Here is a 24,333-nt window from a genome sequence, read left to right on the forward strand (position 1 = left end):
AGGGTTGGTCGGCGTAGACCCCTCTGCGTACGCGGTGCAACTCCTCGCGGTCGAGCCGACTACGGATCCGACCGACGGTGAGCTGCCGCATGAGTGCGTCAGTACGCCACAACTGAGTAGCCATGGAAGCAGGCTGACCAATCCAGGACCCCATAGAGGTCCCGCGATGACCACCTGTGGAAAACGATCCCCCTTGTGGACAACCCCCAACCCCACCCCCTGTCGTGCTAGCGCCTCACACTGCAGGAGTCCCACCCAGAACCCTCACCCCCGCGATCTTGCACTTCCTGTCGTCGATATGCCCGATAGGAAATGAAAAGTGAGCACAGAAAGTGCAAGATCGCCGGGGCAGGGGGTGGGTGCACGGGTGGGGGTGGGGTTAGTCGCAGGCTATGCCGTCGCCGTCTCGGTCCAGGTCGTAGATGTCGTTGCCGATGACCCTGATCGGTCCGCTGACGTAGGCGGGGCCGTTGCCACTACCACCCGCGCAGTCGACGTCGCTGGCGATCGGGACGCAGCCGCTGTAGTTCGGGTCGCACTTCGACGACTGCGGCTTCTTGGTGCCGACGGCCACCACCTGGGTCACCGGCTGCTTCGTCACGGCGGACTTGACCAGCTTCTTGGCGGTCCGCACACCGTCGGTGGTGGTCACCTCGTAGGTCAGGGTCCGGACCCCGTTCACGCCCTTGGTCCGGACGACCCGCCTGCCCTCGGCCAGTGACGAGTCCTTGACGGTCCGCTGGCCGTACCGGATGGTGGCCTGTTCCGTCACTGTCGTCACCTGCACCACCGGCGCGGCTGCCGCCGACGAGGGTGCCACCGACGAGGGCGCAGTGGCGGGCTCCGACGGGGGCGTGGTGGAGGGCGCGGCGATGGCCGGGGTGTCCTGGGCCGGTTCGCCGGGCGCAGCCAGGATCGGCTGCTGCGCCTGCTCGGCGGCGGTGCCGGTCTTGGTCGGTTCCGGCTCGCCGGTCAACGCGCCGACGATGGCGGTGCCAGTGCAGCAGAGCAGCAGGATCGACAGCGTCACCGAGCCGAGGATCACGGCGACCCGGCCGGCGGGAGTGGCCCGCCGGAACCAGTTCGGTCGGGGCGTCTGGCCGAACGACGGCGGGTACGGCGGCCCCGGGTTCTGTGGTGGTTGCATCGTCACGGCGATGAGTGTCGTCGCAAACACAGCCTGCAATATCCACCGTCGCGCTCGTCACCTGCGCCTTTCGCCTCAAGGAAAGATCAGTGGGCGCGTTCGTGGGCGACGAGTCGACAGACGTGCCAACCCTCCAGGCTGGCCGGGCAGGGCCGATCGTGCGGGTGTCAACACCGCCAAAAGCCGCAGATCACCATGCACCGCGTCGACAAGGGATCGGAGGCCCAACGGCGGCGACGGAACTGTCGCGATGCCGTCAGCGCCGCATGCTCACCGCTCCTCCACCGCCCATGGTGACCCGTAACCGTTCAGCAGGTCGAGGAAGGGCATCGGGGGCAGCGCTTCCGGTCCGAGCACTCCGACACCGGCCCACGCGCCGCTGGCGAGCAACTCCAACGCGACGACCGGGTTGACGGCGGTCTGCCAGACCACGGCCTGGTGCCCGTACTCCCGCATCGACCACTCGTTGTCGACCACGTGGTACAGGTAGACCTCGCGGGGTTGCCCGTCCGGGCCGAGGCCGCGTACCCAGGTGCCGGCGCAGGTCTTGCCGCGCATCCGGGCACCGAGCGTGGCCGGGTCGGGCAGACTCGCGGCCACCACGTCACGCGGGGAGACGTCGACGCCGCGTACCCGCACCGGGGAGACCGCGTCCAGGCCGAGCTTGTGCAGCGTCTTGAGCACCTCGATGAACTCGTCGCCGAGGCCGTACTTGAAGGTGACCCGCCGGGCCTTGACCCAGCGCGGGATGAGCAGCACCTCCTCGTGCTCGACGTTGACGCACTCGACCGGTCCGATCCCCTCCGGAAAGTGGAACACCTCCGGCTCGGAGAACGGTTCGGTGGTGAACCAGCCCCGGTCCCGCTCCCAGATGACCGGCGGGTTGAGGCACTCCTCGATGGTGGTCCAGATGGAGAACGAGGGCGCGAAGTCGTACCCGTCGACGGTGAGGTTCGCCCCGTCCCGGACACCGATCTCGTCGATCTCACTGAACAGTTCGTCGGCCGCGTAGCGGGCGAACACGTCGGAGAGGCCGGGCTCGACCCCGATGCCGCACAGTGCCAGCCGACCGGCCGTCGACCAGGTGTCGGCGAGCGCGAACTGTTCGTCGCCGAGCTTCACTCCGGTCTCGACGTGCGACAGCGACATCGCCATGTCCAGGTAGTCGGCGCCGGCCGCGAACGCGCCGTTGAAGATCGGCATGACGAACCGCGGGTCGACGGCGTTCAGCACGTGCGTGATCCGGTGCTCCCGGCACAGCGCGGTGATCGCGTCGGCCGAGGAGGCGTCCACCTGGGCGACGACGAAACGGTCACTGTGCCCGGCGACCGCCCGCTGGGCCCGCACGGGGTCGTGGTCGGCGACCACAATGGTCTCGAAGAAGGTCCGTCGGGCGGCGATGGCTACGGCGGCGGAGCCGACGCCACCGGCGCCGACGAGGAGGACACGCATCAGGAATCAAACCCCAAACCGAAACGATCGAGAGTACGGAGCCAGAGGTCGCGCCGACCCTCGCGCGCGTCGGCGCGGGCCAGTGACCAGCGGGTGAGATTGATGCCAACCGCGCGGACGGGTTCCGGCGGGAACGGCAGTGGCTTGCGGCGAACCAGGTCGAGCCCGGTCAGCGGGGTGTTCCCGCCGTCGAGCAGGTCGAGCAGCACCCGGGCCCCGAAGCGGCTGGCCCCGACGCCGAGGCCGGTGTAGCCGGCCGCGTACGCCAGCCGACCGCCGTAGGCGGTGCCGAAGAACGGGCAGAACCGGGTGCAGGTGTCGATGACACCGCCCCAGCGGTGGCTGAACCGCACGTCGGCGAGCTGTGGGAACGTGGTGAAGAAGTGGCGGGCGAGGGTGGTGAAGGTGGCTGGGCGTTGCTCCAGCTTGGGCGCGACCCGGTTGCCGTAGTGGTAGACCGCGTCGTAACCGCCGAAGAGGATCCGCCCGTCGGTGGTGATCCGGTAGTAGTGGAACTGATTGGCGGTGTCGGCGAGCCCCTGCCGGTTGCGCCACCCGATGGCGTCACGCTGGGCCGCGGTGAGCGGCTCGGTCATCAGCACGTGGTCGTAGACCGGCACCAGGTAGGCCCGCAGCCGGCGCAGCAGCGGCGGGAACGCGTTGGTGGCCAGCACGACCCGGCGCGCCCGTATCGAGCCGGGCAGGCCGGCGGCGGTGGTGTCGGCCCGGCCACTGTCGACCGGGTGGGCGGCGGGGCCGGTGCCCAGGGTGCTGGCGTGCACCGCCGCGCTGTCGGCGCGCAGGCCGGTGACCCGGGTGTGCTCGTGCACGCGTACGCCGAGGTCGAGGCAGGCGCGGCGCAGCCCCCAGGCAAGCTTCGCCGGGTCCACCATCGCCACCCGGTCGGCGTCGAACATCCCACCCAGGTACGTCGGTGAGTGCACCTCGGCGCGTACCTCGTCCCGGTCGAGCAACCGCACCCGGTGGCCGTACCGGCGGGCCAGGTCCGCGTCGGCGGCCAGCCCGTCGAGTTGGTACGGCTCGACGGCGACGGCCAGTTCACCGGTGCGCTCGAAGTCGCAGTCGATGTCGAACGTCGCGACGGTGGCGGCGATGGCGTCCAGGTTGTCCCGGCCGAGGCGCTCCAACTCGCCGACCTCGTCGGGGAACCGGTCGACGCCGTTGGCGAGGCCGTGGGTCAGCGAGGCGGCGCAGAAACCGCCGTTGCGCCCAGACGCTGCCCAACCGCAGGTCCCGGCGTCGACGAGCAGCACGTCCCGGTCCGGGTCCGCCTGTTTCGCCAACAACGCGGCCCACAGTCCGCTGTAACCGCCGCCGATCACCAGCAGGTCGGCGGTGTGCCGACCGCCCAGTGGCGGTAGCGGGTCGGGGCGGTCCGGGCGATCGAGCCAGTACGGCACGGGTGCCGCGTCGGCCAAAGCCCGGTCGGTATGCGGGAGCGTCATGACGACCGGCGCGCGGGATGTGCCGGCCCGACCAGCAGGTTGGCGCGGCGGGCCCGTCGACCGCGCAGCGAGCTGAGCCCCACCAGCAGCAGCGCGACCGCGAACATCGCCGTGCCGATGACGTTGACCTGTGGGGGGATGCCACGCTGGGCAGCGCCCCAGACGTACATCGGGAACGTGACAGTGGTGCCGGCGTTGAAGTTCGTGATGATGAAGTCGTCGAAGCTCAGCGAGAAGGCCAGCAACGCGGCGGCCACGATGCCGGGCAGCACCAGCGGCAGGGTGATCCGGCGGAACGTCTGCCACTCGTTGGCGTAGAGGTCCATGGCGGCCTCCTCCAGCCGCCGGTCCATCCCGGCGAGCCGCGCCTTCACGGTGACCACCACGAACGACACGCAGAACATCACGTGTGCGATCACGATGGTCCAGAAGCCCTGCGGTACGCCCGCCGACACGAACAGGGCCAGCAACGACGTGCCCATCACCAGCTCCGGGGTGGCCATCGGCAGGAAGATCAGCACGTTGATCCCGGACCGGCCCCGGAAGCGGTGCCGGACCAGCGCGAACGCCATCAGGGTGCCGAGCACTGTGGCGACGACTGTGGCGAGAAAGCCGATCTGCACGCTGCGGACCACCGCGTCGCACATGTCCGAGGTGGCGCACGGCTGCCGCCAGTTGTCCAGAGTGAACTCGTTGAAGTCGTACGACAGCCGGCTCGACGGCCGGTTGAACGACAACGCGGCCACCACCAGGATCGGCAGCGCCAGGTAGCCGAGCACCAGTAACGCCACGATCATCACCCACCGGTCGGCCAACCAGCGCGAGAGCCTCATCGGAGCCGCCTTTCATTCGCGACTGCGGGGCTCCGCTGCGCTGCACTCCTCGCGCTCATCAGAGGACCTCCTCCGTGCCGGCCCTGCGCAGATAGCCGAAGACCACCGCGAGGATCGCCGCCATCAGCAGGAACGACAGCGCGGCGCCCTGCGGGTAGTCCAGTCGGACCAGGAACGCCGAATCGATGACGTTGCCGATCATGTATTCGTTCGGGGTGCCGAGCAGTTCGGCGTTGATGTAGTCGCCGCTCGCCGGGATGAAGAACAGCAGCGTGCCGGCGACCAGACCGGGCATGGACAGCGGCAGCGTCACCCGACGGAACGCCTGCACCGGGCTCGCGTACAGGTCGGTGGCCGCCTCCAGCAACCGGGGGTCCAGCCGCTCCAGGCTCGCGTACAGCGGCAGCACCAGGAACGGCAGAAAGTTGTACGTCAGGCCGAGCACCACAGCGAACGGCGTGGCCAGCAGCCGACCGTCCGGGGCGAGCAGGTGCACGTCCCGCAGCAGACCGACGAGCGCGCCGTTGTCCGACAGGATCGTCTTCCAGGCCAGCGTGCGGACCAGGAAGCTGGTGAACATCGGCGCGACGACGCACACCAGCAGCAGGTTCTTCCAGCGGCCGGCCTTCTGCGCGATGGCGTACGCCAGTGGGTAGCCCAGCAGCAACGCCAACACCAGGGCCAGCCCGGCGTAACCGAACGAGCGCAGGAACTGCGGCCAGTACGCCTGCAGCACGTCCGGGTAGTTGCCGACCGCCCAGGTCATCGCGTACCCGGTGGAGAGCGAGCCGCTGGGGTCGTACAGGCTGGCCGCCGCCAACTGCACCAGCGGCACACCGAAGAAGATGAGCAGCCAGGCCGCACCGGGCAGCAACAGGAGGTACGGCAGGAGTCGGCGTCGCCCGGACCGGGCTGCCGGTGGCGCGGGCGGCGGGTGACCCGCTCTGGTGGGGGCCAGCAGGGTCACGACGACGCACCTACCGGCTCGTCCAGCACCGGCGACGTCCGGTCGGTGTCTGCTGCGTCGCGGGGCAGCAGGAACGCGTGCTGCGGATCCCAGTACGCCACCGCCTCGCTGCCGACCGCCACCGGCGTCGACGTCCCGCTGTTGGCGGCGAAGACCGACAACTCGGTGCCCCAGCCGGTCCGCAGCAGGTACTGCGTGCTGACTCCCACGTAGGAGGCGTCGGTGACCACTCCGGTGACCTGCTGATGCCCGGCGGGCACCTGGTCGGCGGAGCCGACCAGAATCAGCTTCTCTGGGCGTACCCCCAGGTGAACCGGGCCGTGCTCGGCCCGCGACCGGCCGGCGGGCACCGAAAAGCGCGTGCCGTGCGCCGTCACCGCTACGTCGCCGCCGCTGGCGCTGGTGGCCTCGCCGGCGAGCAGGTTGGACTGGCCGAGGAAGTTGGCCACGAAGGCAGTGGCGGGAAACTCGTAGATGTCGGCCGGGGCACCCAACTGCTCGATCCGGCCGGCGTTCATCACCGCGACGGTGTCGGCCATCGTCATGGCCTCCTCCTGGTCGTGGGTGACGTGCACGAAGGTGATGCCGACCTCGGTCTGGATGCGCTTCAGCTCGATCTGCATCTGTCGGCGCAGCTTGAGGTCGAGTGCGCCCAGCGGCTCGTCGAGCAGCAGCACCTGCGGCCGGTTGATCAGGGCGCGGGCCAGCGCGACCCGCTGCTGCTGCCCCCCGGAGAGCTGCGCGGGGCGCCGGTTGCCGTAGCCGTCGAGTTGCACCAGCGACAGCATCCGGGTGACCTCGTCGTCGACCGAGCGGATGCCGCGTCGGCGCAGTCCGAAGGCCACGTTCTCGAAGATGTCGAGGTGCGGGAAGAGCGCGTAGCTCTGGAAGACGGTGTTGACCGGCCGCTTGTAGGGCCGCAGCCGGGCGATGTCCCGGTCACCGAGCAGCACCTGGCCGCTGGTCGGCTCCTCCAGGCCGGCGATCATCCGCAGCGTGGTGGTCTTGCCGCAGCCGGACGCGCCGAGCAGCGCGAAGAACGAACCCTGCTCGATGGTGAGGCTCAGGTCGTCGACAGCTGTGAAGACGCCGAACCGTTTGGTGAGGTCGGCCAGGCGCAGGTCGCCGGCGGGTGTCTCGCGCGCCATCCTCGTCACGCCCCGATGACCTGTTGGAACTTGCCCTCGTACTCCTTCTCCTGCTTCTCGTCCAGGGCCATGAACACCTTGGACTTCGACAGCAGCGCCTCGTCCGGGAAGATCAGCGGGTTGGCGGCCAGCTCGTGGTCGATCTTCTCCATCTCGGCCTGAGCGCCAGTGACCGGGCAGATGTAGTTGACGTACGCGGCCAGCTTCGCCGCGACCGCCGGCTCGTAGTAGTAGTTGATCAGCGCTTCGGCGTTGCCTTTGTGGGTGGCCTTGTTGGGGACCATCATGTTGTCGCTGTAGAGCATCACGCCTGAATCCGGCGCGACGAACCGCACCTTCTCGTCCTCGCCGGACAGTTGGATGACGTCGCCGGACCAGCCGATGCACGCGGCGATGTCGCCCTTGGCCAGGTCCGGCGCGTAGTCGTTACCGGTGAACTTGCGGATCTGCCCGGAGTCGACTGCCTTCTTGAGCTTGTTGAGGGCGTCGTCGAACTGGGCGGCGGTGAAGTTCGCCGGGTCGTGCCCGTTCGACCCGAGCAGCAGGCCCATGGTGTCGCGCATCTCGCTGAGCGCTGTCACCTTGCCCTTGAGGTCGGGGCGGGTGAGCAGTTCGTCGACAGTCCGCAGTTCCTTCGTGACGTTGCCGTTGTAGGCAAGGCCAGCGAGGCCGGACTGCCACGGAATGGAGATCCGGTTCTCGGCGTCGAAGGGGCGGTTGAGCAGCGACGGAAGGAGATTGGCCTGCACGTTCGGGATCTTCGCCGGGTCCAACTTCTGGATCCAGCCGAGCCGGATCATCCGGGCCGCCATCCAGTCGGTCAGCACGATGATGTCCCGGTCGGTGCTCTGGCAGGCGGCGAGCTGGTTCTGCACCTTGCCGAAGAATTCGTTGTTGTCGTTGATGTCCTCGGTGTAGGTCACCTGAATGCCGGTCTTCGTGATGAACTCGTCGAGGCTCGGTCGCTTGGACTCGTCAGTGTCGTCCACGTCCATGTACTGCGGCCAGTTGGCGAAGGCGAGTTTCTTCTCGGTGCCGGAGAGGTCCTCGCTGACGCAGCCAGCTTCGGTCTGTTGCGCGCCCTTGGTGCCGCAGCCCGCGAGGCTGCCGCCCAGGGTGAGCAGGGCGGCCGAACCGAGAGTGCCGGTGAGCAGTCCACGCCGGGAGAGGGGCCGGAGGGGAGTACGCATGACGACTCCTAGGGGGTCATCGTCGGCGGGCGGGACGGGGAGGCACGCCGGCGGGAATGTCGGGAGGGTCAAGTGCCATGGACGACTGATCCTGACATGAGGTGACCTCCCTTACAAGGGATTCCGTTGCGGGAATAGCGATACACGACGAAATACGCCAGACTACGCGGGGATACACGCGCGACATCACGATTCGGGACATGGGGAGCGGGCAATGACAAACCGGCAGCACGAGAACAGCAACGGCGGTCGACGCGTCGCTGTCCGTGACGGTGCCAATCACGCTCTGCTGGATGACGTGGCCAAGCAGATCATCGAGCAGCTTCAGGAGGACGGCCGCCGCCCGTACGCGACGATCGGCAAGGCTGTGGGGCTGTCCGAGGCGGCGGTCCGCCAGCGGGTGCAGCGGCTGCTCGACTCCGGCGTGATGCAGATCGTGGCGGTGACCGACCCGCTCCAGCTGGGCTTCAACAGGCAGGCGATGATCGGCCTACGTACCGACGGCGACCTGGAAGCGGTCGCGGACCGGCTGGCCGAGCTGGACGAGGTCGACTACGTGGTGATCACCGCCGGGTCGTTCGACCTGCTCACCGAGGTGGTCTGCCGCAACGACGACCACCTGCTGGAGATCCTGCAACGGCTGCGCGCGGTGCCCGGGGTGCTCTCCACCGAGGCGTTCGTCTATCTCAAACTCCGCAAACAGACCTACACCTGGGGTACGGCCTGACGCCGCCACCGCTGTGCTCCACGCGGCCCTCGATCCACGCCGCGCTCGATCCACGCCGCGCTTGATCCACGCCGCGCTCGATTCACGCCGCGCTTGATCCACTCGGTCTTCAGGAAGTCGGGGTGTCGGGGCCGCCCTGACGCCCCGGTTTCCATGAACCCGAGTGGATCAGTGGTCGGTCGCGGCGACCGCGCCCACCGCGCCCACCGCGTCACCCGCGCCACCTGACCCACGCCACCCCGACCCCGCGCCCCCGACCGCCTCACCAGACCCGTAACGCTGACCGCGCCGCCCCGACCCCGACCCCGACTCACGTCACCCCGACCGCGTCACCCCGGCGGCCGACCCCCGCCTCCCAGCCCTGCCCTCGCGCTTGATCCACTCGAGTTCACCAATATCGCGGTGTCAACCACGCCCGAACACCGCGATCTCGGCGATCCGGAGTGAATCGAGCCGGCGGCCGGAGGGAGGCGCTACCACCAGCCGGGCCCTTTGGAGCTGATGTCGCAAACGAATCGGCGGACCGGCCGACGTCCACGCGCAGACCGGCAGACCCCCGCGCGACGACCCGGCCGATCTCCGCGCGACGAACCGGCCGGCCCCCGCGCACAGACCGGCAGACCCCGGCGCGACCAACCGACCGGCCCCCGCGCACAGACCGGCAGACCCCCCGACGCGACCAACCCGCCGACGTCCACGCACAGACCGGCACACCCCGGCGCGACCAACCGACCGGCCCCCGCGCACAGACCGGCAGACCCCCCGACGCGACCAACCCGCCGACGTCCACGCACAGACCGGCAGACCCCCGCGCGACGACCGGCCAGCCTGGTCGACGCCGCGAAGCCCGGAAGGGCTCGTGGAGCGGCCGTGACAAGGCAGCCGTGACAAGGCAGCCGTGACAAGGCAGCCGTGACAAGGCAGCCGTGACAAGGCAGCCGTGACAAGGCAGCCGTGACAAGGCAGCCGCGCCAGGGCAGCCCTGATGTCGCAAACGATTCAGCTCCAAAGGCAGCGACCAGCGCACATCGGGCTCCTGCCGACCGCCGATCAACCCAGCAACAGCGGTGCGGATTCCGTTGCATACACTACGCCTGTGCGCTAAATCCGTCGCCAACCGGCCGTGATACCGCCGATAACACTTGCCTCGGAGGTCGGGGCTGTGCGATAACCGTTGGCAGAGCGGCCGGCTTCACCCCTTTGACCGGCCCGACGACCGATGGGGCTGACATGGCCAACGCCACCGACCACCTCTGGATGCACTTCACCCGGATGGCGAGCTACTCCGCCGGTGAGGTGCCGACCATCGTGCGCGGCGAGGGAGCGTACGTGTGGGACGCGCAGGGTCGCCGCTACCTGGACGGGCTCGCCGGGCTCTTCGTGGTCAACGCCGGCCACGGCCGCACCGAGCTGGCCGAGGCCGCCGCCAAGCAGGCCGGCGAGCTGGCGTACTTCCCGCTCTGGTCATACGCGCACCCGAAGGCCATCGAGCTTGCCGAGAGGATCGCCGCGCTCACCCCCGGCGACCTCAACCGGATCTTCTTTACCACGGGCGGCTCGGAGGCCGTCGAGGCGGCGTGGAAGCTGGCCCGCGCGTACTTCAAGCGCACCGGGCAGCCCAACAAGTACAAGGTGATCAGCCGCTACATCGCCTACCACGGCACCTCCATGGGTGCCCTGTCGATCACCGGCCTGCCCGGTATCAAGAGCGACTTCGAGCCACTGGTGCCGGGCGCGATCAAGGTGCCGAACACGAACTTCTACCGGGCGCCCGAGCACGGCGACGACCCCGAGGCGTTCGGCCGGTGGGCCGCCGACGAGATCGGTCGGGCCATCGAGCGGGAAGGGCCGGACACGGTCGCCGCGGTCTTCCTTGAGCCGGTGCAGAACTCCGGCGGGTGCTTCCCACCGCCACCCGGCTACTTCCAGCGGGTACGGGAGATCTGCGACGCGTACGACGTGCTGCTCGTCTCGGACGAGGTGATCTGCTCGTGGGGGCGGTTGGGCGAGTACTTCGGCGCGGTGCGCTACGGATACCAGCCGGACATCATCACCACCGCCAAGGGCATCACTTCCGGCTACGCCCCGCTCGGCGCGATGATCGCCAGCGACCGGCTGATGGAACCCTTCCTCACCGAGACCGGCATGTTCGCCCACGGCGTGACCTTCGGTGGGCACCCGGTCTCCTGCGCGGTGGCCCTGGCCAACCTGGAGGTGTTCGCCCGAGAGGACCTGGTCGGGCACGTACGCGCCAACGAGGACGCCTTCCGGGCCACCCTGGAGAAGCTGCACGACCTGCCGATCGTCGGCGACGTCCGCGGCGACGGCTACTTCTACGGCATTGAACTGGTCAAGGACAAGACCACCCGGGAGACCTTCACCGAGGCCGAGTCGGAGCGCCTGCTGCGCGGCTTCCTCTCGACAGCCCTGTTCCAGGCGGGCCTCTACTGCCGGGCCGACGACCGGGGCGACCCGGTCATCCAGCTGGCCCCACCCCTGATCGCCGAGCAGCAGCACTTCGACGAGATCGAGCAGATCCTCCGCACCGTCCTCACCCAAGCCTGGACCCGCCTCTAACCCGGCCGCACCTCCTGTTGATCAAGAGGTTTGCGTCAGGAACGCGCCGAATGGTGACCGAAACCTCTTGATCAACGCGGGAATGCCCCACCGCACTGCGAACGACCCGCAAGATCGCGCTCGAACATGGAAAGAGTGGGGTCCGAACGGCGTGAGGCCACTACAACCAGGATCGAGTGCGATCTTGGGGCCAGGGGGTGCCGTGTGGGGCACCCTGGCGGGTCAGTGGTTGGGGGGGATCACTCGGAGGTGGCCTCGGCGGCCGGTCTGGTGGGGGTTCTCGGGACGGTTCTGGTCCGGCTCCGGGGGGCGGGGGGCCGGGCGGGCGGCTTCGCGGACCGCTTCGGCCAGCGCGACCAGGTCGTCCGTGGTGGGCGGCGGCGGCTCGAACTCGCCCTCGTGTCGGACGACGTCCCAGCCCCGCGGCGCGGTCAGGCTGCGGGCGTGCGGCTCGCAGAGGTCGTACGTGTGCGGCTCGGCGAACGCCGCCAGCGGCCCCACCACCGCTGTCGACTCGTTGTAGACATAGGTCAATGTGGCGACCGCTTGCCGGGGGCAGCCGTTACGGGAGCAGCGCCGTGGTGACCTCACGTGCGGCAGGGTATCTCCATTACCGGGTCCGGCGCATCGCTTCGCGTTGCGACACGCCCGTCATGGTGATCACAGTCGACCGTCCTGGGCGCGCCGCGCCACTGGAGCGGCGCTGCCGCTGACCAGCCCGGGACGGGCGCTACCCTTTGCCTCATGACGAGCCCGGAACACCGCCGCACCGGCCCCGGCCGGCGTGCGCATCGTGACCGGCACGGGCGCGGCCTGCGCGGACGGCTGGTTCCGGCCACCGTGCCGCTGGCGCGGACCAAGGCCGAGGTCTTCGATGACCTGGTCCTGGACACCGTCGAGACGCTGGAGCGTCGGTTCGCCAAGGAGCTGGCCGGGGTCGAGTTCGCGGTTGAGGATGTCCCGCCGGACCTGAACGTCTACGACTCGGACGTACTGGAGGATGGCGAGGTCCCGCTGGCCCGGCTGCTGCCCGGCCGCCCGGGCCGGCAGGAGGTGCCGCCGCGGATCGTGCTGTACCGGCGGCCCCTGGAGTTCCGGGCGATGGACCGTGAGGACCTCGCCGATCTCGTCCATGACGTGATCATCGAACAGGTGGCGAACCTTCTCGGGGTGGACCCGGACGAGCTCGCCTGAGCCAACCTCCGGGCGGAGAGTCGGGCGGCCCCCACCGCCTCGACCTCACACCACTCAGGCCGCCCCCCGCGCGGACCTGCACCGCACAGACCTCGAACCGTTCAGGCCGCCCCCCGCGCAGACCTGCACCGCCCAGACCTGAACCGCTCAGGCAGCCCGCCGCTTCAACTTGCGCCGCTCCCGCTCGGAGAGCCCACCCCAGATGCCGAACCGCTCGTCGTGACCCAGTGCGTATTCGAGGCACTCGGTCTTGACCTCGCAACGCGAGCAGATCCGCTTCGCCTCGCGGGTCGAGCCGCCCTTCTCGGGAAAGAACGCCTCGGGGTCGGTCTGCGAGCACAACGCCCGCTCCTGCCACTCCGGCGCGTTTCCGAGCAGGTCGGCCACCTCAAGCTGGCCGTCCATCAAATGCCTCCTTGTCGCGCACCGGCGTCATCGCCGCTGCAACCCCCCACGCGAAAGGCGTGCTTGTCCGTCCGGTCCCGTTTTGTTGCGTTCCGTGCGAACAACCCCATTCAAATTACACGCGTGTAATGCGTGCGCCGTCAAGCCAAACTTGATAATGGAGTCGCCCTCCCGACACCCCCGGCCGGCCACTCGGGCCGTCCAGCCTCGCAACCTGCCCTATCGATTCAGACCCCGGCCGAGTAACGCCCTCTCCGGCGAGTTGCCCGACTTTTCTGCCGTGGCGCTTCTCCGACGAGTCGCCGACCGGACGGCACCAGGGACCTCCACCCCTAAGCTGATCTTGGTGGGGGACAGGTTAACGCGGTGCGGCGCAGACCGCCCGTCGAGCTGCGAACAGCACTCGCGCCCCGTCCACAATGTGGACGGGGCGCGGTGGTGAAACCGAGGTTCCGGGGTCAGCCGGCGGCCCCGAAACCGCTGCTGGGCCAGGCAAACTCGGCTATCTCTCCACCATGGACAGAGATTGTGCCGGCGGGCGTACGATCGTCCCACCAGACGGTATAAATTCCGCTCGGCAGATCGGGATAGACCGCACTGTGGAACGAACCGTCCCGCACCCGACGCTCACGCACCGCCGAGTGGACCCGACGGTCGTCGTCGCGACTGATCTCGATCTCCCGGCCGTGCAGATCCCGACCCGTGTAGACGATCAGGGCGCCGGTGTCGCCGCCCAGATCGAGGATGACGGTCCCGGTCTCCGACGGCCCGTACGCGTGCTCGTGCATCCAGTTCGCCCTTCGCCCGATCAGGACGCCGCCGACGGGTTGTTGAACCCGTCGTACGGCGTACCCAGGTAGGGGAAGTTTCCGAGGAACGGCGCTGTCACGTCGGCGGCGCTCAGCCCCGGGGTGACGGCGGCGGCCGCCGCGTCCGGTTGGAACGTCTTGTCCACCAGCGGGACGGTGACCCCGGCGATGGCCCGCAACGCGATGCTGACCACGTCGTCGCCGACCCGACGCCCGTTCGGGAACCCGGCCAGGTCGCCACCGAGCACCCCGAACCGGTCCGGACGCCTGGTGGGCGGGATCGCCGTGTTCAGTCGCAGCATGTCGGCCTGCACTTCACCGGTGCTGTTGGTGAAGCCGTCGATCAGCCCGGCCGGCACGCCGGTGAGCAGGATCGCCACCAGGTCGGCCCGCGCCTTCTTCGCCTTGGTGAGCTTGTCCAGGTTGGGAAAGACGTCCGGGTAGAGCGCCGGCAGCAACGCGGCCAGCTCCGGCTGCTCGACAAACTGGGCGAACCGTTTGTCCTCCGACGGTGGCAGCGAATTCCACAGGTCCTTCTTGGACATCGGCACGATGACCTCGTTGAACAGTGGATTGCCCAACCGCGATACCTGGGTGAACGGGCCGGTGCTGGTGTCCGCCCCGCCCCGGTCGCCGAGCACCCGCACCTGCCGACGCGACGCCGACGTCCACACCCCGATCACCGACGCCCGATCCGCGGCACCGTACCGGTTGGCGCGCCGACGCACCCGCTCCAGCGGCACCTGCACCGCGATGCTGTGCACGTTCATCCGGTCGGTGGCGTTCACCGGCTCGCCCTCGGCCTTGAAGATCTTCTTCCCGGCGACGTGCAGTTGCTGGAACGGCCGCAGCGTGCCGAGGTCGAAGATCGCCCCGAGGTCGACGAAGAACCCGTCGGCGCGCTGCCCGGCGAAGACCCGCTCCCCCGTGGAGAGCGAGTAGGTGGCCTGCCGCACCAGGTCGGCGTACTTCGGCGTGGACAACGGGCCGACGTTGCACGGCGGACACTGCAGCTTGTGCGCCAGCCGGTGCTCGCGGCCGTCGGCCACCCGGGTCAGGCTGTAGAACTGCCGCCGGTTCCAGGTCCTGCTGTCGAGCGAATCGATCGGGCCGGTGTTGTAGAGAAAACTGTTCGGGTTCGTGATCTCGGTGGTGAATTCGAACCGGTAGGTGACGTCCGGACGACCGTCACCGTCGTTGTCGATATGGATCTCGTAGCGCACGTCGTCGCCGAACTCGAAGAAGTTCGGCCCCCCGGAGGGGAGTTGCAACGGCACGTAGTTGGCGATCAACGTGACCGTGTCGCGTTTGTCGGGGCTGACGAACGCGTACAGGTCGGAGCTGTCGGCGACCGGATCCTTGGCTATCTCCGGGGCCTCGCGGTGGGAAGACATGACGGACCAACCTCACTGGGCGGGGACAGGATGGCGGGGCGGAGGGGCCGGGTCAGCGCCGGGCGGCGCGCCGCAGCCGGTCCGCCAGGCCGCGGTCGCGTACCTCGATGCGCGTCTCACCGACGAAGACGTCCATCGTTCCCGAGTCGGCGTCCCGCAGATGAACGACGATCGGCTCGTCGGCTCGACCGGCCGCCCCCGGGGCGTTCTGCGCGGCCGACAGGCCCGGCACTGTGAGCGCGGCGGCGCCGAGGGTGGCGCTGGCCGCGGCGGTCAACGTCTGCCGGCGGGTCAGTCGCGGCCACTGCCGCTTCCGCTGATCACTGGTCATGGGCAACCTTTCCGGCGGTGGCGCGAGCGCGCCCGCGGAGACGGACGGGTCCGGTGCCGTCACGCGACGCCGCCGGGCCCCTGAGGGGACACCGGCGGCGGTCCTCGCCGCGACCGCCACCGGCATCGCGTGGTACGGCCGGTGGCGGGGAAAGGTTCGACGTCAGGGCCGGGCGTGACCGTACGCAGTCGACCGCTTGCGCGCCGGACGTCCGGCGGCCTTCGCGATGGCCCGCAACTGCTCCTCGGTACGCGCCGAACCGTTGTCGGAACCGGCCATCCGGGAGATGGTCTCCTCCATCAGCGTGCCGCCGAGGTCGTTGCAGCCGCCCTGGAGCATCGCGACGGTGCCCTCGTCGCCGAGCTTCACCCAGGAGCACTGGATGTTGTCGATCCGACCGTGCAGCAGCAGCCGGGACATGGCGTGCACCACCCGGTTCTCCCGCCAGGTCGGCCCGGGTCGGGCGATACCCGCCAGATAGATCGGAGCATTCGTGTGCACGAACGGCAGCGCCACGAACTCGGTGAACCCGCCGGTGCGGTCCTGCACCCCGGCCAGCACCCGGAAGTGCGCCAGCCACTGCCCGGGGTGGTCGACGTGGCCGTACATCATGGTGGAGCTGGACCGGATGCCCAGCTCGTGGGCGGTGCTGACCACCTCGACCCAGGCGGCGGCCGGGAGTTTGCCCTTGGTCAGCACCCAGCGCACGTCGTCGTCGAGGATCTCGGCGGCGGTGCCCGGGATGGTGTCCAGCCCGGCCTCGCGTAGCTGGAGCAGCCACTCACGGACCGGCACCCCGGCCTTCGCGGCGGCGGTGACGATCTCCATGGGAGAGAACGCGTGCACGTGCATCTCGGGCACCCGGGCCTTGATCGCGCGCACGATGTCGGCGTAGCCGGTGACCGGCATCTTCGGGTCGATGCCCCCCTGGAGGCACACCTCGCTGGCGCCGAGGGCCCACGCCTGCTCGGCCCGGTCGGCGACCTGCTCGACGGAGAGCCGGTACGCGTCGGCGTCCCGCTCACGCTGCGCGAACGCACAGAACCGGCAGCCCACGTAACAGACGTTGCTGAAGTTGATGTTGCGGTTGACCACGTAGGTGACGTCGTCGCCGACCGCCGCACGGCGCACGTCGTCGGCGAGGCGGCACAACTCGTCCAGCGCCGGCCCGTCCGCACCGAACAGCGCCAGCGCGGCATCGGTGTGCCCGGGGTCGAGCAGCGCCGCCGGGTCGTCGGCGGCGAGCCGCAGCCCGGCCGCCAGGTCACGGTCCGCGCCGCTCCCGGCCGGTGCCACTGGTACGCCCGCCCGGCGGGCTGTCGCCTCCGGCGTGACCTTGCCAGCGACCTCGGACCAGTCGCCGTACACGCTGTCGAAGTCGCCGCGCCGGTCGTCGGTGCGGCCGGTGGTGTCGATCGTGGCGTGCAGGTCGACCCGCCCGCCGAACACCTCCTCCGGCTCCTGCCACGGCCGTCCCTGCGGCATCGCCGACTCGACAGCCATGCCCGTCGCCGGGTCGGCCAGGGCACCGACGTGCGGCAGCAACCGTGGGTCGAGCCACGGGTCACCCGCGCGCACGTACTCGGGGTAGATCGTCAACCGCTCCCGCAACGTGAACCCGGCCAACTCGCTGTGCCGGGCCAGCTCGTCGATCTGCGGCCAGGGGCGCTCCGGGTTGACGTGGTCGGGGGTGAGCGGAGAAACGCCGCCCCAGTCGTCGATGCCGGCGCGCAGCAACAGGTCGTACTCGCCGGCGATGAGATTCGGCGGGGCCTGGATCCGGGCCTTCGGGCCCAGCAGCAACCGGGCCACCGCCACAGTGGCGGCCAGATCGTGCAGCTCCGCGTCCGGCATGCCGCGCATCGCCGTGTCCGGCTTCGCGCGGAAGTTCTGCACGATCACCTCCTGGAGGTGGCCGTACTCCCGGTGGACGCGGCGGATCGCGAACAGCGCCTCCACCCGCTCCGCCGGAGTCTCCCCGATGCCGATCAGGATGCCGGTGGTGAACGGCACCCCGACCCGGCCCGCGTCCTCAAGCACCCGCAACCGGACCGCCGGCTCCTTGTCCGGTGAGCCGAAGTGCGGACCACCCGGCTCCGACCAGAGTCGGGTCGCTGTCGTCTCCAGCATCATGCCCATGCTCGGCGCGACCGGCTTCAGCCGTTGCAGCTCCGACCAGGACAGCACCCCAGGGTTGAGGTGCGGCAACAGGCCGGTCTCCTCCAGCACCGCCACCGCACAGGCGCGCAGGTAGTCCAGTGTCGAGTCGTAACCGCGTTCGTCCAACCAGGTCCGAGCCGCCGGCCAGCGTTCCTCCGGCCGGTCACCCAGGGTGAACAGCGCCTCCTTGCAGCCCTGCGCGGCCCCGGCCCGGGCGATCGCGAGGACCTCGTCGCGGTCCAGGAACGGCGCCGGCAGCCGGTGCGGCACCGTCGCGAAGGTGCAGTAGTGGCAGCGGTCCCGGCAGAGCCGGGTCAGCGGAATGAAAACCTTCTTCGAGTACGTGACCACACCCGGCCGCCCGGCGTCCCGCAGCCCGGCGTCGCGGATCCCCCCGGCGAGCCGGAGCAGCTCGTCGAGCGCGTCGCCACGAGCGGACAGCAGCGCGGTCGCCTCATCGACATCCAGCGCCCGCCCGTTCGTAGCCCGGCCCAGGGCCCGCCGCACGCTCGCATCGCTCGGGCCGGAGTGGGTGCGATCAACCATCCACTCACCCTATGCGCAGCCCCACGCCACCCAACCAGTCCCCACCACGCCCGCCCCGAGTGTGCCCCGCCCCGCCCCGCCACCACGCCCGCACCGAGCCCGCACCGCGCGCCCCGTGCCGCGCGCCCCGTGCCGCGCGCCCGCGCCCGCGCCATGCCGTGCCGTGCCCGCACCGTGCCGCGCCCCCTGCCGCGACGCGCCCTGCCCCGTGCCACGCCCCCGCGCCGTCAACCCGCCCTGGGCGCAGGGTCCCCACCCCACCCCGCGTCGATCAAGGAGTTGTGGTGGGTGACAAAGCGTGTTGTAGGGCGCAAATCTGGCGCCACAACTCCATGATCGACGCGACGTGGGGCGCCTGCGGCTCGCGATCTTGCAGTTTGTGTCCCGACTTAGGGGACATCTCGCTCGTTTCGACTACCGAAAGTGCAAGATCGGCGCGCTCTTCGGGTCAGCGGGGCTGGTCGGGGTGGTCGTTGGGCTTGATGTGTTGGGTGCGGTCCGTGTCCGGGTCGGCCGGATGGGAGATGACCTCGGTCGGGTCGGCGGACTGGCGCGGGATCGCCTGAGTGGGGTCGGCCGACGGCGGCTGCCCGAACGGCGGCGGCGCGGCCGGGGACGGCGGCGCCGACTGGGGGGCGGGGTTCGCCGGCGGCGCGGACTGCGGAGCCTGGAACGGCGGCGCGGACTGCGGGTGCGGCGGCGCGGACTGCGGGAACGGCGGGGCCGACTGCGGGGCCTGGAACGGGGGCGACTGCTGGCCGTACTGGCCGGCCTGCGGGTAACCGCCGGGCTGACCGGCCTGCGGGTAACCACCAGGCTGACCGGCCTGCGGGTAACCGCCGGGCTGACCGGCCTGCGGGTAACCGCCGGGCTGACCGGGAGCGGGCCATCCGCCCTGCGGCTGGCCGCCGGGCTGCCCCGGGGCCGGCCAACCGCCCTGCTGCTGCGGCCAGCCGGGCTGGGGCTGACCGTAGACGCCCGGCTGCGGCTTGGCTCGCGGCACGTAGTAGTGGGCACGCCAGATGGTGTAGACGACCCAGGCGGCGATCGCGAAGATCACCATCCAGGCGAACCGGGTGAGCACACCGAGCAGCGCGTCGAGCACCTCTGCCTCGGCCAGCCGGCCCACCGTCCAGATCAGCATTGTCAGCGTGCCGAACAGGGCGCTGACCGCGTACTCGACGACAGCTGCCTGTGTGATCAGCTTCGCCTTCGCCAACACCGGCGAGATGTGCGTGGCCAACAGCACCACCAGCAGCGGGAGGCCCACCGCCTCCACTCCGACGAACGCGTAGAAGGCGCTGCCCGCGCGGTCGGTGAAGGAGCTGTAGTCGTTCGGGGCGATGAGCCGGAGCAGGCCCACGAAGAGGAACACGGCGTTGGCGCCAAGCAGCACGAGCGCGGCGAGCTCCCGCAGTGGCTTGGTCAGCTGGCGGGCCTGCGTCGCGTCGGCGGACGCGGGCTCGGCGGGGCTGGTCACGAGCTCCCCCTCGGGGCATCAACGGACAGGGCGCACGTGAGCCTAGTCTCCCGGGCCACCCACGGATCGGAGGCGTCACGTGCGCGAGGATGGTCGACATGCGCATCGTGGTTCTGGCTGGCGGCATCGGCGGCGCCCGGTTCCTGCTCGGCGTCCGGGCGTACGCCCGTGACGTCGGCGCGGAGGTGACCGCCGTTGTCAACGTCGGCGACGACCTGTGGTTACACGGGTTGAAGATCTGCCCCGACCTGGACAGCGTCATGTACACGCTCGGTGGGGGTGCCGACCCGGAGCGGGGCTGGGGTCGGGTCGGCGAGAGCTGGACTGTCAAACAGGAGTTGGCCGCGTACGGGGCGGAGCCGACCTGGTTCGGCCTCGGCGACAAGGACATCGCCACCCATCTGGTCCGCAGCACCATGCTCAACGGCGGTTACCCGTTGAGCGCGGTCACCGAGGCGCTGGCCAGCCGCTGGGAGCCGGGCGTACGCCTGTTGCCGGCGACGGACGACCGCCTGGAGACCCATGCCGTGGTGAAGGACGACCAGGGTCAGCGGGCGATCCATTTCCAGGAGTGGTGGGTGCGGTACCGGGCCGACATCCGCACGCACCGTTTCGTGTTCGTGGGCGCGGAGACGGCGAAGCCGGCCCCAGGGGTGCTGGACGCGATCGCGTCGGCCGATCTGGTGCTGGTCGCGCCGAGCAATCCGGTGGTGAGCGTCGCGCCGGTGCTGGCTGTGCCGGGGCTGCGTGCGGCGGTGGCGGACGGCCCGGCGCCGGTGGTGGGTGTCTCCCCGATCATCGGCGGCGCGCCGGTGCGGGGGATGGCCGACCGTTGCCTGGCGGTGCTCGGTACGGAGTGCAGCGCGGCGGGGGTGGGTCGGCTCTACGGCGGCCGGGCGAGCGGCGGCCTGCTCGACGGTTGGCTGGTGGCCGAGGAGGACGCGGGCACTGTGGTGCCCGAGGTGACGGTCCGCGCGGTGCCGCTGCGGATGACGGACGAGGCGGCGACGGCGGCAATGGTCCGCGCCGCGGTGGAGTTGACGTGAGGCTGGAAATTCTGCCGGTGCTCGGCATCGGTCACGTGACCGAGGGTGACGATCTGGCTGCGGTGATCGCGACCGCTGCGCCGTGGTTGCGCAACGGCGATGTGCTGGTGGTGACCAGCAAGATCGTTTCCAAGGCGGAGGGGCGGCTCGTCGACGTGCCGGCGGACGGGCCGGAGCGGCTTGCCGCACGGGACGACGTCCTGGCCGGTGAGACCGCCCGGGTGGTCGCCAGTCGGGGGGCGACCCGGATCGTGCAGACCCACCACGGCTTCGTCATGGCGTCGGCGGGGATCGACGCGTCGAACGTGGACAAGACCCAACTGGTGCTGCTGCCGGTCGACCCGGACGCCTCGGCGCGGGCTCTGCGGGACGCGCTGCGGGAGCGCTACGACCTGGAACTCGCCGTGATCATCAGCGACACGATGGGCCGGCCCTGGCGCAACGGGCTCACCGACGTGGCGCTCGGGGTGGCCGGAATGCCGGCCATCCGCGACCACCGGGGCGAGGTCGACCCGTACGGGAACGAGTTGCAGTTGACCCAGATGGCGGTGGTGGACGAGCTGGCGGGTGCCGGCGAACTGATCAAGGGCAAGTGCGATCAGGTCCCCGTGGCGGTGGTGCGGGGCTACCTGCCGGCCGCCATCCCGGACGACGCCGGTGGCGCGCGGGCGCTGATCCGCGACGCGGCACAGGACCTGTTCTCGCTGGGTACCGCTGAGGCCCACGCCGCGGGGCTCTCCGACGCCGCCACCCTGGCCGACGGTCCCGGCCCGACACCGGCCGACCTGAGCGCTGTGCGACGGGCGATCGACGCGGTCGCCGGGGTGGTCGCCCCCGGCACGGTCTTCACGCTGGTCGACGAGGCCGAGGTACGCGCCGGTCTGGTCGCCGAGATGCCCGGGTGGCCGGACGGCGCCGACCTGGTGCTCGGCTCGGCCCCGACGCCCGTCGAGCCGATGGGTCTGGTCCGCTTCGGCGCCGACCTGCACCGGCTGCGCGTCGCCCTGGCCGCCCAGGGCGTCGGGTCGACACTGTTGCCGCCACCGCCCGGCAGCCCGGCGAGTGCTGCGCTCGCCCTGTAGGACCACCCTCGGCCGGCGCGGAAGGCCCGGGTCACGCGTCCAGCATGGCCCGGCCCAGCGGGGTCAACGTGTGCAGCACGCTGTTGCGTTCGCGGTGGCTGACCAGCAGACCAGCGTTGCGCAGCACGGTGGCGTGCTGGCTCGCCGCCGCCGGTGAGATGTTGAGCTGGCGGGCGACCTCCCCGGTGGTGCAGCCCTCGTCGCTGGCCTGCAACACCGCCGCCCTGGTGCGGCCCAGCAGCGCGGCGAGTGATTCGCGGGCAGCACCGGAGGCGGCGCTGGGGTCGGCGGAGACCAGCGCGCCCAGCCGGTCCACCGGGTAGACCAGCACCGGTGGCAGCGCCGGGTCGAGCAGTGCGACAGGGGTGGCCGCGCAGAAGAACGACGGAACCAGCAGCAGCCCACGGCCGTCCAGGTGCAGTTCCCGGCTGTGCGGGTAGCTGCGGACCTCCAGCACCCCGCTCTCCCAGCGCATCGTTGGCCGGAGGCTGGTGAGCAGGCCCTCGACGCCGCCGTCGAGCAGCGCCCGCGCCCGCCGGGTGCGGTCCGCCGCGACCGCGGCCTGGATCCGGCTCCAGTACGGGCTGATCGCCAGCGACCGGTACTGCTCCATCGACTCGGCCAGGTGGTGCAGCGCCGACACCTCACCCCGGGCGAGCGCGGCCGCCGAGGAGGGCAGTTGGTTCTCGGCGGCCAGCACGCTCAGGTCCCGCTGCAACAACTGGGCGGGGGTACGGCGGAGCGCGTCCAGCCCGGCCTCGAAGCCCTCGACGCTGGCGTACGGGGTGAGGAAGTCGGGGAAGTAGCCACGCGGCGGGTTCAACGCGAAGAGCAGGCGGAGCTGCTCGGAGGCGGAGTCCTGGCGCAGATCCCGGGCCACGCTGCGCCGCCAGTTGGCGGTCAGCGGATCGCGGGTGCGGCCGCGCAGCACGTGCAGGCTGAGGACCAGCTCCCAGACCGGGTCCGCCGCCGGTGCCACCCGGGTTCGGAGGATGTCCTCCCCAGAAAAGTGGATCTTCAGCATGGAGCGCTCCTGTGTCGCCGGCAGGGGGGTGCCGGATGACCGTTCGACTCTACCTGGCCGGCACTAATCTCCATCTTTAAGCCTGGACTGAAAAACCTCGACGCCTCCGGGGCGGGTTCGGCATGCTTCCCATGCCCGAACACGGCGCCGCGCGTCCTTGACGCCCGTGCTGCCGGGGGCACCGGGACCGGGGAGGCCCCGGTGATCGGACGGCACCACGAGGGTCTGCGGCCCTTGTTCCGCAGAGGTGCCGTCCGGTCATCCCGCCCCCCGCGCCGGCTCAGCCGACCCAGAGCGCGACCCGATGGTCCTCGTCCGTGACGTAGAACGACAGTCCGTCCAGCTCCGCCACGCCCTCGACGTGGTGAAACGGGGCCAGGTCCGCCACCTGCTCCCCGACGAGCCGCCGCCCGTCGCCCGCCTCGCCACCGGTCAGCCGGAAGCGGACGTGTCGGGAGGTGACCTCACCCCCACCCGGATGGTCGTCGAGCAGTACCGACCCCTTGCCCAGCGCGTCGATCGAGCCGATCACGGCCGCGTACCCGCCGTCCGACGTCGGGGTGATCGCGCGGAAGCCGGTCAGCTCCCCCGGCGGAGTGACGCCAGTCAACGCGTACGCGCCCAACGCCCGCGGCCACTCCCGCTCGGCAGTGAACATGCCCGGCACACCGGCCACCTCGACCAGGATAGGCTCACCGGCGTCGGTGACCGGAAAACGCAGCCCGAGCAGCACCGTCCCGGCCGGGGTGAACGCCGCAGCCTCCACGTTCAACGGCAGGTCGTCCCTGGCCAACCGGCTCACCCAGCTCTTCTCCCGGACGGTTCCCCGGGCCAGCGTCTCCACGATGAACCGTTCCCGCACCCGCTCCCCCGCCGGCAGGAGGGTCAGCGGCGACGCGGCGAGAGCATCGTTCACCGCCCGGTGCAGCCGAAACGAGTTGCGTACCACGTGCACCGGCACCGGCCCGGCCGCCGCGTCGTCCTCACGGAACCGGGCCACGAAGGCGCGCCGAGGTCGCAGCGGGCCAGCCTTCGAGCCGAAGTGGGAGCCGAAGACGTACACCCAGCCGTCGTGGTGGGCGAGCGCCTCACCGTCCTCGGTCCGCCCGTTCTCCACACCGGCATCCGCCCGCACGTGCAGGGCCGTCCACTCCCCGTCGTCGCCCTCCAGCAGCAGCGCGAGGCAGCGCTCCACCGGCCCCTCGTCCAGCACGGTCCAGAAGCCCCGCCGGGCACCGTACGCCCGCAGCAGCGCCGCCGACCGCACCGGCAACAGATCGCTGGCCTCGTTACCGGCCACCACGAATTCGACGAGTCGCACTGTCACCGGGCCAGCGTACGGAGCACACGCTCGT

The 24,333-nt window shown here is 70.4% G+C and carries 21 protein-coding genes; 5 read left to right on the forward strand and 16 right to left on the reverse strand.

Translation table 11 applies throughout. From position 1 onward, the window contains the following. Positions 1 to 379: 379 nt before the first annotated feature. The 7 genes from MED01_RS00935 to MED01_RS00965 form a co-directional block, all read right to left on the reverse strand. Positions 380 to 1,147 carry a G5 domain-containing protein gene (locus tag MED01_RS00935; protein ID WP_238666751.1) on the reverse strand — a complete coding sequence of 256 codons (768 nt, stop codon included), beginning with the start codon at positions 1,145 to 1,147 and terminating at the stop codon, positions 380 to 382. Between the two features lie 270 nt (positions 1,148 to 1,417). Next, positions 1,418 to 2,599 carry a saccharopine dehydrogenase family protein gene (locus MED01_RS00940; protein ID WP_238666620.1) on the reverse strand — a complete coding sequence of 394 codons (1,182 nt, stop codon included), beginning with the start codon at positions 2,597 to 2,599 and terminating at the stop codon, positions 1,418 to 1,420. After that, complete coding sequence (locus MED01_RS00945; protein WP_238666621.1) at positions 2,599 to 4,065, reverse strand: NAD(P)/FAD-dependent oxidoreductase; 1,467 nt, start codon at positions 4,063 to 4,065, stop codon at positions 2,599 to 2,601. The genes MED01_RS00940 and MED01_RS00945 overlap by 1 nt, the downstream gene beginning before the upstream one ends. Beyond that, on the reverse strand, positions 4,062 to 4,898 hold the full coding sequence (locus tag MED01_RS00950; RefSeq protein WP_238666622.1) for an ABC transporter permease: 837 nt from the start codon (positions 4,896 to 4,898) through the stop codon (positions 4,062 to 4,064). The genes MED01_RS00945 and MED01_RS00950 overlap by 4 nt, the downstream gene beginning before the upstream one ends. Before the next feature lie 58 nt (positions 4,899 to 4,956). Then, positions 4,957 to 5,865 carry an ABC transporter permease gene (locus MED01_RS00955; RefSeq protein WP_238666623.1) on the reverse strand — a complete coding sequence of 303 codons (909 nt, stop codon included), beginning with the start codon at positions 5,863 to 5,865 and terminating at the stop codon, positions 4,957 to 4,959. Next, a complete protein-coding gene (locus MED01_RS00960; RefSeq protein ID WP_238666752.1) occupies positions 5,862 to 7,013 on the reverse strand; it encodes an ABC transporter ATP-binding protein in 1,152 nt (383 codons plus the stop codon). The genes MED01_RS00955 and MED01_RS00960 overlap by 4 nt, the downstream gene beginning before the upstream one ends. Positions 7,014 to 7,018: 5 nt before the next feature. Continuing rightward, complete coding sequence (locus tag MED01_RS00965) at positions 7,019 to 8,203, reverse strand: polyamine ABC transporter substrate-binding protein (protein ID WP_238666624.1); 1,185 nt, start codon at positions 8,201 to 8,203, stop codon at positions 7,019 to 7,021. Between the two features lie 214 nt (positions 8,204 to 8,417). Here MED01_RS00965 and MED01_RS00970 point away from each other — a divergent pair, with 214 nt between their 5' ends. Together MED01_RS00970 and MED01_RS00975 are read left to right on the forward strand one after the other, a co-directional pair. Further along, the gene (locus MED01_RS00970) at positions 8,418 to 8,930 is read left to right on the forward strand and encodes an Lrp/AsnC family transcriptional regulator (protein ID WP_091394101.1); all 513 of its coding nucleotides are present in this window, start codon (positions 8,418 to 8,420) and stop codon (positions 8,928 to 8,930) included. Between the two features lie 1,230 nt (positions 8,931 to 10,160). Further along, the gene (locus MED01_RS00975) at positions 10,161 to 11,507 is read left to right on the forward strand and encodes an aspartate aminotransferase family protein (protein WP_238666625.1); all 1,347 of its coding nucleotides are present in this window, start codon (positions 10,161 to 10,163) and stop codon (positions 11,505 to 11,507) included. Between the two features lie 222 nt (positions 11,508 to 11,729). On the opposite strand, the gene MED01_RS00980 is transcribed toward MED01_RS00975, so the two are convergent. Continuing rightward, the gene (locus MED01_RS00980; protein ID WP_091394110.1) at positions 11,730 to 12,098 is read right to left on the reverse strand and encodes a DUF3499 domain-containing protein; all 369 of its coding nucleotides are present in this window, start codon (positions 12,096 to 12,098) and stop codon (positions 11,730 to 11,732) included. A 153-nt stretch (positions 12,099 to 12,251) separates the two neighbouring features. Here MED01_RS00980 and MED01_RS00985 point away from each other — a divergent pair, with 153 nt between their 5' ends. After that, the gene (locus tag MED01_RS00985) at positions 12,252 to 12,701 is read left to right on the forward strand and encodes a metallopeptidase family protein (RefSeq protein ID WP_238666626.1); all 450 of its coding nucleotides are present in this window, start codon (positions 12,252 to 12,254) and stop codon (positions 12,699 to 12,701) included. 147 nt (positions 12,702 to 12,848) lie between these two features. Here MED01_RS00985 and MED01_RS00990 read toward each other — a convergent pair whose 3' ends face one another. The 6 genes from MED01_RS00990 to MED01_RS01015 form a co-directional block, all read right to left on the reverse strand. Further along, the gene (locus MED01_RS00990) at positions 12,849 to 13,106 is read right to left on the reverse strand and encodes a WhiB family transcriptional regulator (RefSeq protein ID WP_007455784.1); all 258 of its coding nucleotides are present in this window, start codon (positions 13,104 to 13,106) and stop codon (positions 12,849 to 12,851) included. A gap of 458 nt (positions 13,107 to 13,564) precedes the next feature. Further along, positions 13,565 to 13,894, reverse strand: coding sequence for a phospholipase (locus MED01_RS00995; RefSeq protein ID WP_238666627.1), 330 nt, complete (start codon positions 13,892 to 13,894; stop codon positions 13,565 to 13,567). Between the two features lie 20 nt (positions 13,895 to 13,914). Then, positions 13,915 to 15,309 carry a DUF4331 domain-containing protein gene (locus MED01_RS01000; protein WP_238666628.1) on the reverse strand — a complete coding sequence of 465 codons (1,395 nt, stop codon included), beginning with the start codon at positions 15,307 to 15,309 and terminating at the stop codon, positions 13,915 to 13,917. A gap of 52 nt (positions 15,310 to 15,361) precedes the next feature. Next, entirely contained in the window at positions 15,362 to 15,640 is a 279-nt protein-coding gene (locus tag MED01_RS01005) for a hypothetical protein (protein WP_196921188.1), read from the reverse strand. Positions 15,641 to 15,802: 162 nt separating this feature from the next. Then, positions 15,803 to 18,346: a bifunctional FO biosynthesis protein CofGH gene (locus tag MED01_RS01010; RefSeq protein ID WP_238666629.1), complete on the reverse strand. Its 2,544-nt coding sequence runs from the start codon at positions 18,344 to 18,346 to the stop codon at positions 15,803 to 15,805. 448 nt (positions 18,347 to 18,794) lie between these two features. Then, on the reverse strand, positions 18,795 to 19,826 hold the full coding sequence (locus MED01_RS01015) for a hypothetical protein (RefSeq protein WP_238666630.1): 1,032 nt from the start codon (positions 19,824 to 19,826) through the stop codon (positions 18,795 to 18,797). Between the two features lie 98 nt (positions 19,827 to 19,924). Between MED01_RS01015 and cofD the strand changes: the two genes are divergently transcribed. After that, positions 19,925 to 20,872, forward strand: coding sequence for a 2-phospho-L-lactate transferase (gene cofD, locus MED01_RS01020; protein ID WP_238666631.1), 948 nt, complete (start codon positions 19,925 to 19,927; stop codon positions 20,870 to 20,872). Further along, positions 20,869 to 21,954 carry a coenzyme F420-0:L-glutamate ligase gene (locus MED01_RS01025; RefSeq protein ID WP_238666632.1) on the forward strand — a complete coding sequence of 362 codons (1,086 nt, stop codon included), beginning with the start codon at positions 20,869 to 20,871 and terminating at the stop codon, positions 21,952 to 21,954. The genes cofD and MED01_RS01025 overlap by 4 nt, the downstream gene beginning before the upstream one ends. 31 nt (positions 21,955 to 21,985) lie before the next feature. Here the strand turns inward: MED01_RS01025 and MED01_RS01030 are convergent, their stop codons facing one another. Together MED01_RS01030 and MED01_RS01035 are read right to left on the reverse strand one after the other, a co-directional pair. After that, a complete protein-coding gene (locus tag MED01_RS01030; RefSeq protein WP_238666633.1) occupies positions 21,986 to 22,978 on the reverse strand; it encodes an ArsR/SmtB family transcription factor in 993 nt (330 codons plus the stop codon). Positions 22,979 to 23,258: 280 nt separating this feature from the next. Then, a complete protein-coding gene (locus tag MED01_RS01035; protein WP_238666634.1) occupies positions 23,259 to 24,305 on the reverse strand; it encodes a DUF4185 domain-containing protein in 1,047 nt (348 codons plus the stop codon). Positions 24,306 to 24,333 lie beyond the last annotated feature (28 nt).

It is taken from the genome of Micromonospora alfalfae (assembly GCF_022230925.1).
In the GTDB taxonomy this organism is placed as follows: domain Bacteria; phylum Actinomycetota; class Actinomycetes; order Mycobacteriales; family Micromonosporaceae; genus Micromonospora; species Micromonospora alfalfae.

Bases quoted from the DNA above. Each gene is read 5' to 3' on its own strand.
- MED01_RS01005 (WP_196921188.1), bottom strand. From the start codon at position 15,640: ATGACCAGTGATCAGCGGAAGCGGCAGTGGCCGCGACTGACCCGCCGG.
- MED01_RS00965 (WP_238666624.1), bottom strand. From the start codon at position 8,203: ATGCGTACTCCCCTCCGGCCCCTCTCCCGGCGTGGACTGCTCACCGGC.
- MED01_RS00935 (WP_238666751.1), bottom strand. From the start codon at position 1,147: ATGCAACCACCACAGAACCCGGGGCCGCCGTACCCGCCGTCGTTCGGC.
- MED01_RS00970 (WP_091394101.1), top strand. From the start codon at position 8,418: ATGACAAACCGGCAGCACGAGAACAGCAACGGCGGTCGACGCGTCGCT.
- MED01_RS00995 (WP_238666627.1), bottom strand. From the start codon at position 13,894: ATGCACGAGCACGCGTACGGGCCGTCGGAGACCGGGACCGTCATCCTC.
- cofD (WP_238666631.1), top strand. From the start codon at position 19,925: ATGCGCATCGTGGTTCTGGCTGGCGGCATCGGCGGCGCCCGGTTCCTG.
- MED01_RS00960 (WP_238666752.1), bottom strand. From the start codon at position 7,013: ATGGCGCGCGAGACACCCGCCGGCGACCTGCGCCTGGCCGACCTCACC.
- MED01_RS01010 (WP_238666629.1), bottom strand. From the start codon at position 18,346: ATGGTTGATCGCACCCACTCCGGCCCGAGCGATGCGAGCGTGCGGCGG.
- MED01_RS00945 (WP_238666621.1), bottom strand. From the start codon at position 4,065: ATGACGCTCCCGCATACCGACCGGGCTTTGGCCGACGCGGCACCCGTG.
- MED01_RS00990 (WP_007455784.1), bottom strand. From the start codon at position 13,106: ATGGACGGCCAGCTTGAGGTGGCCGACCTGCTCGGAAACGCGCCGGAG.
- MED01_RS00950 (WP_238666622.1), bottom strand. From the start codon at position 4,898: ATGAGGCTCTCGCGCTGGTTGGCCGACCGGTGGGTGATGATCGTGGCG.
- MED01_RS00985 (WP_238666626.1), top strand. From the start codon at position 12,252: ATGACGAGCCCGGAACACCGCCGCACCGGCCCCGGCCGGCGTGCGCAT.
- MED01_RS00940 (WP_238666620.1), bottom strand. From the start codon at position 2,599: ATGCGTGTCCTCCTCGTCGGCGCCGGTGGCGTCGGCTCCGCCGCCGTA.
- MED01_RS01000 (WP_238666628.1), bottom strand. From the start codon at position 15,309: ATGTCTTCCCACCGCGAGGCCCCGGAGATAGCCAAGGATCCGGTCGCC.
- MED01_RS01030 (WP_238666633.1), bottom strand. From the start codon at position 22,978: ATGCTGAAGATCCACTTTTCTGGGGAGGACATCCTCCGAACCCGGGTG.
- MED01_RS00975 (WP_238666625.1), top strand. From the start codon at position 10,161: ATGGCCAACGCCACCGACCACCTCTGGATGCACTTCACCCGGATGGCG.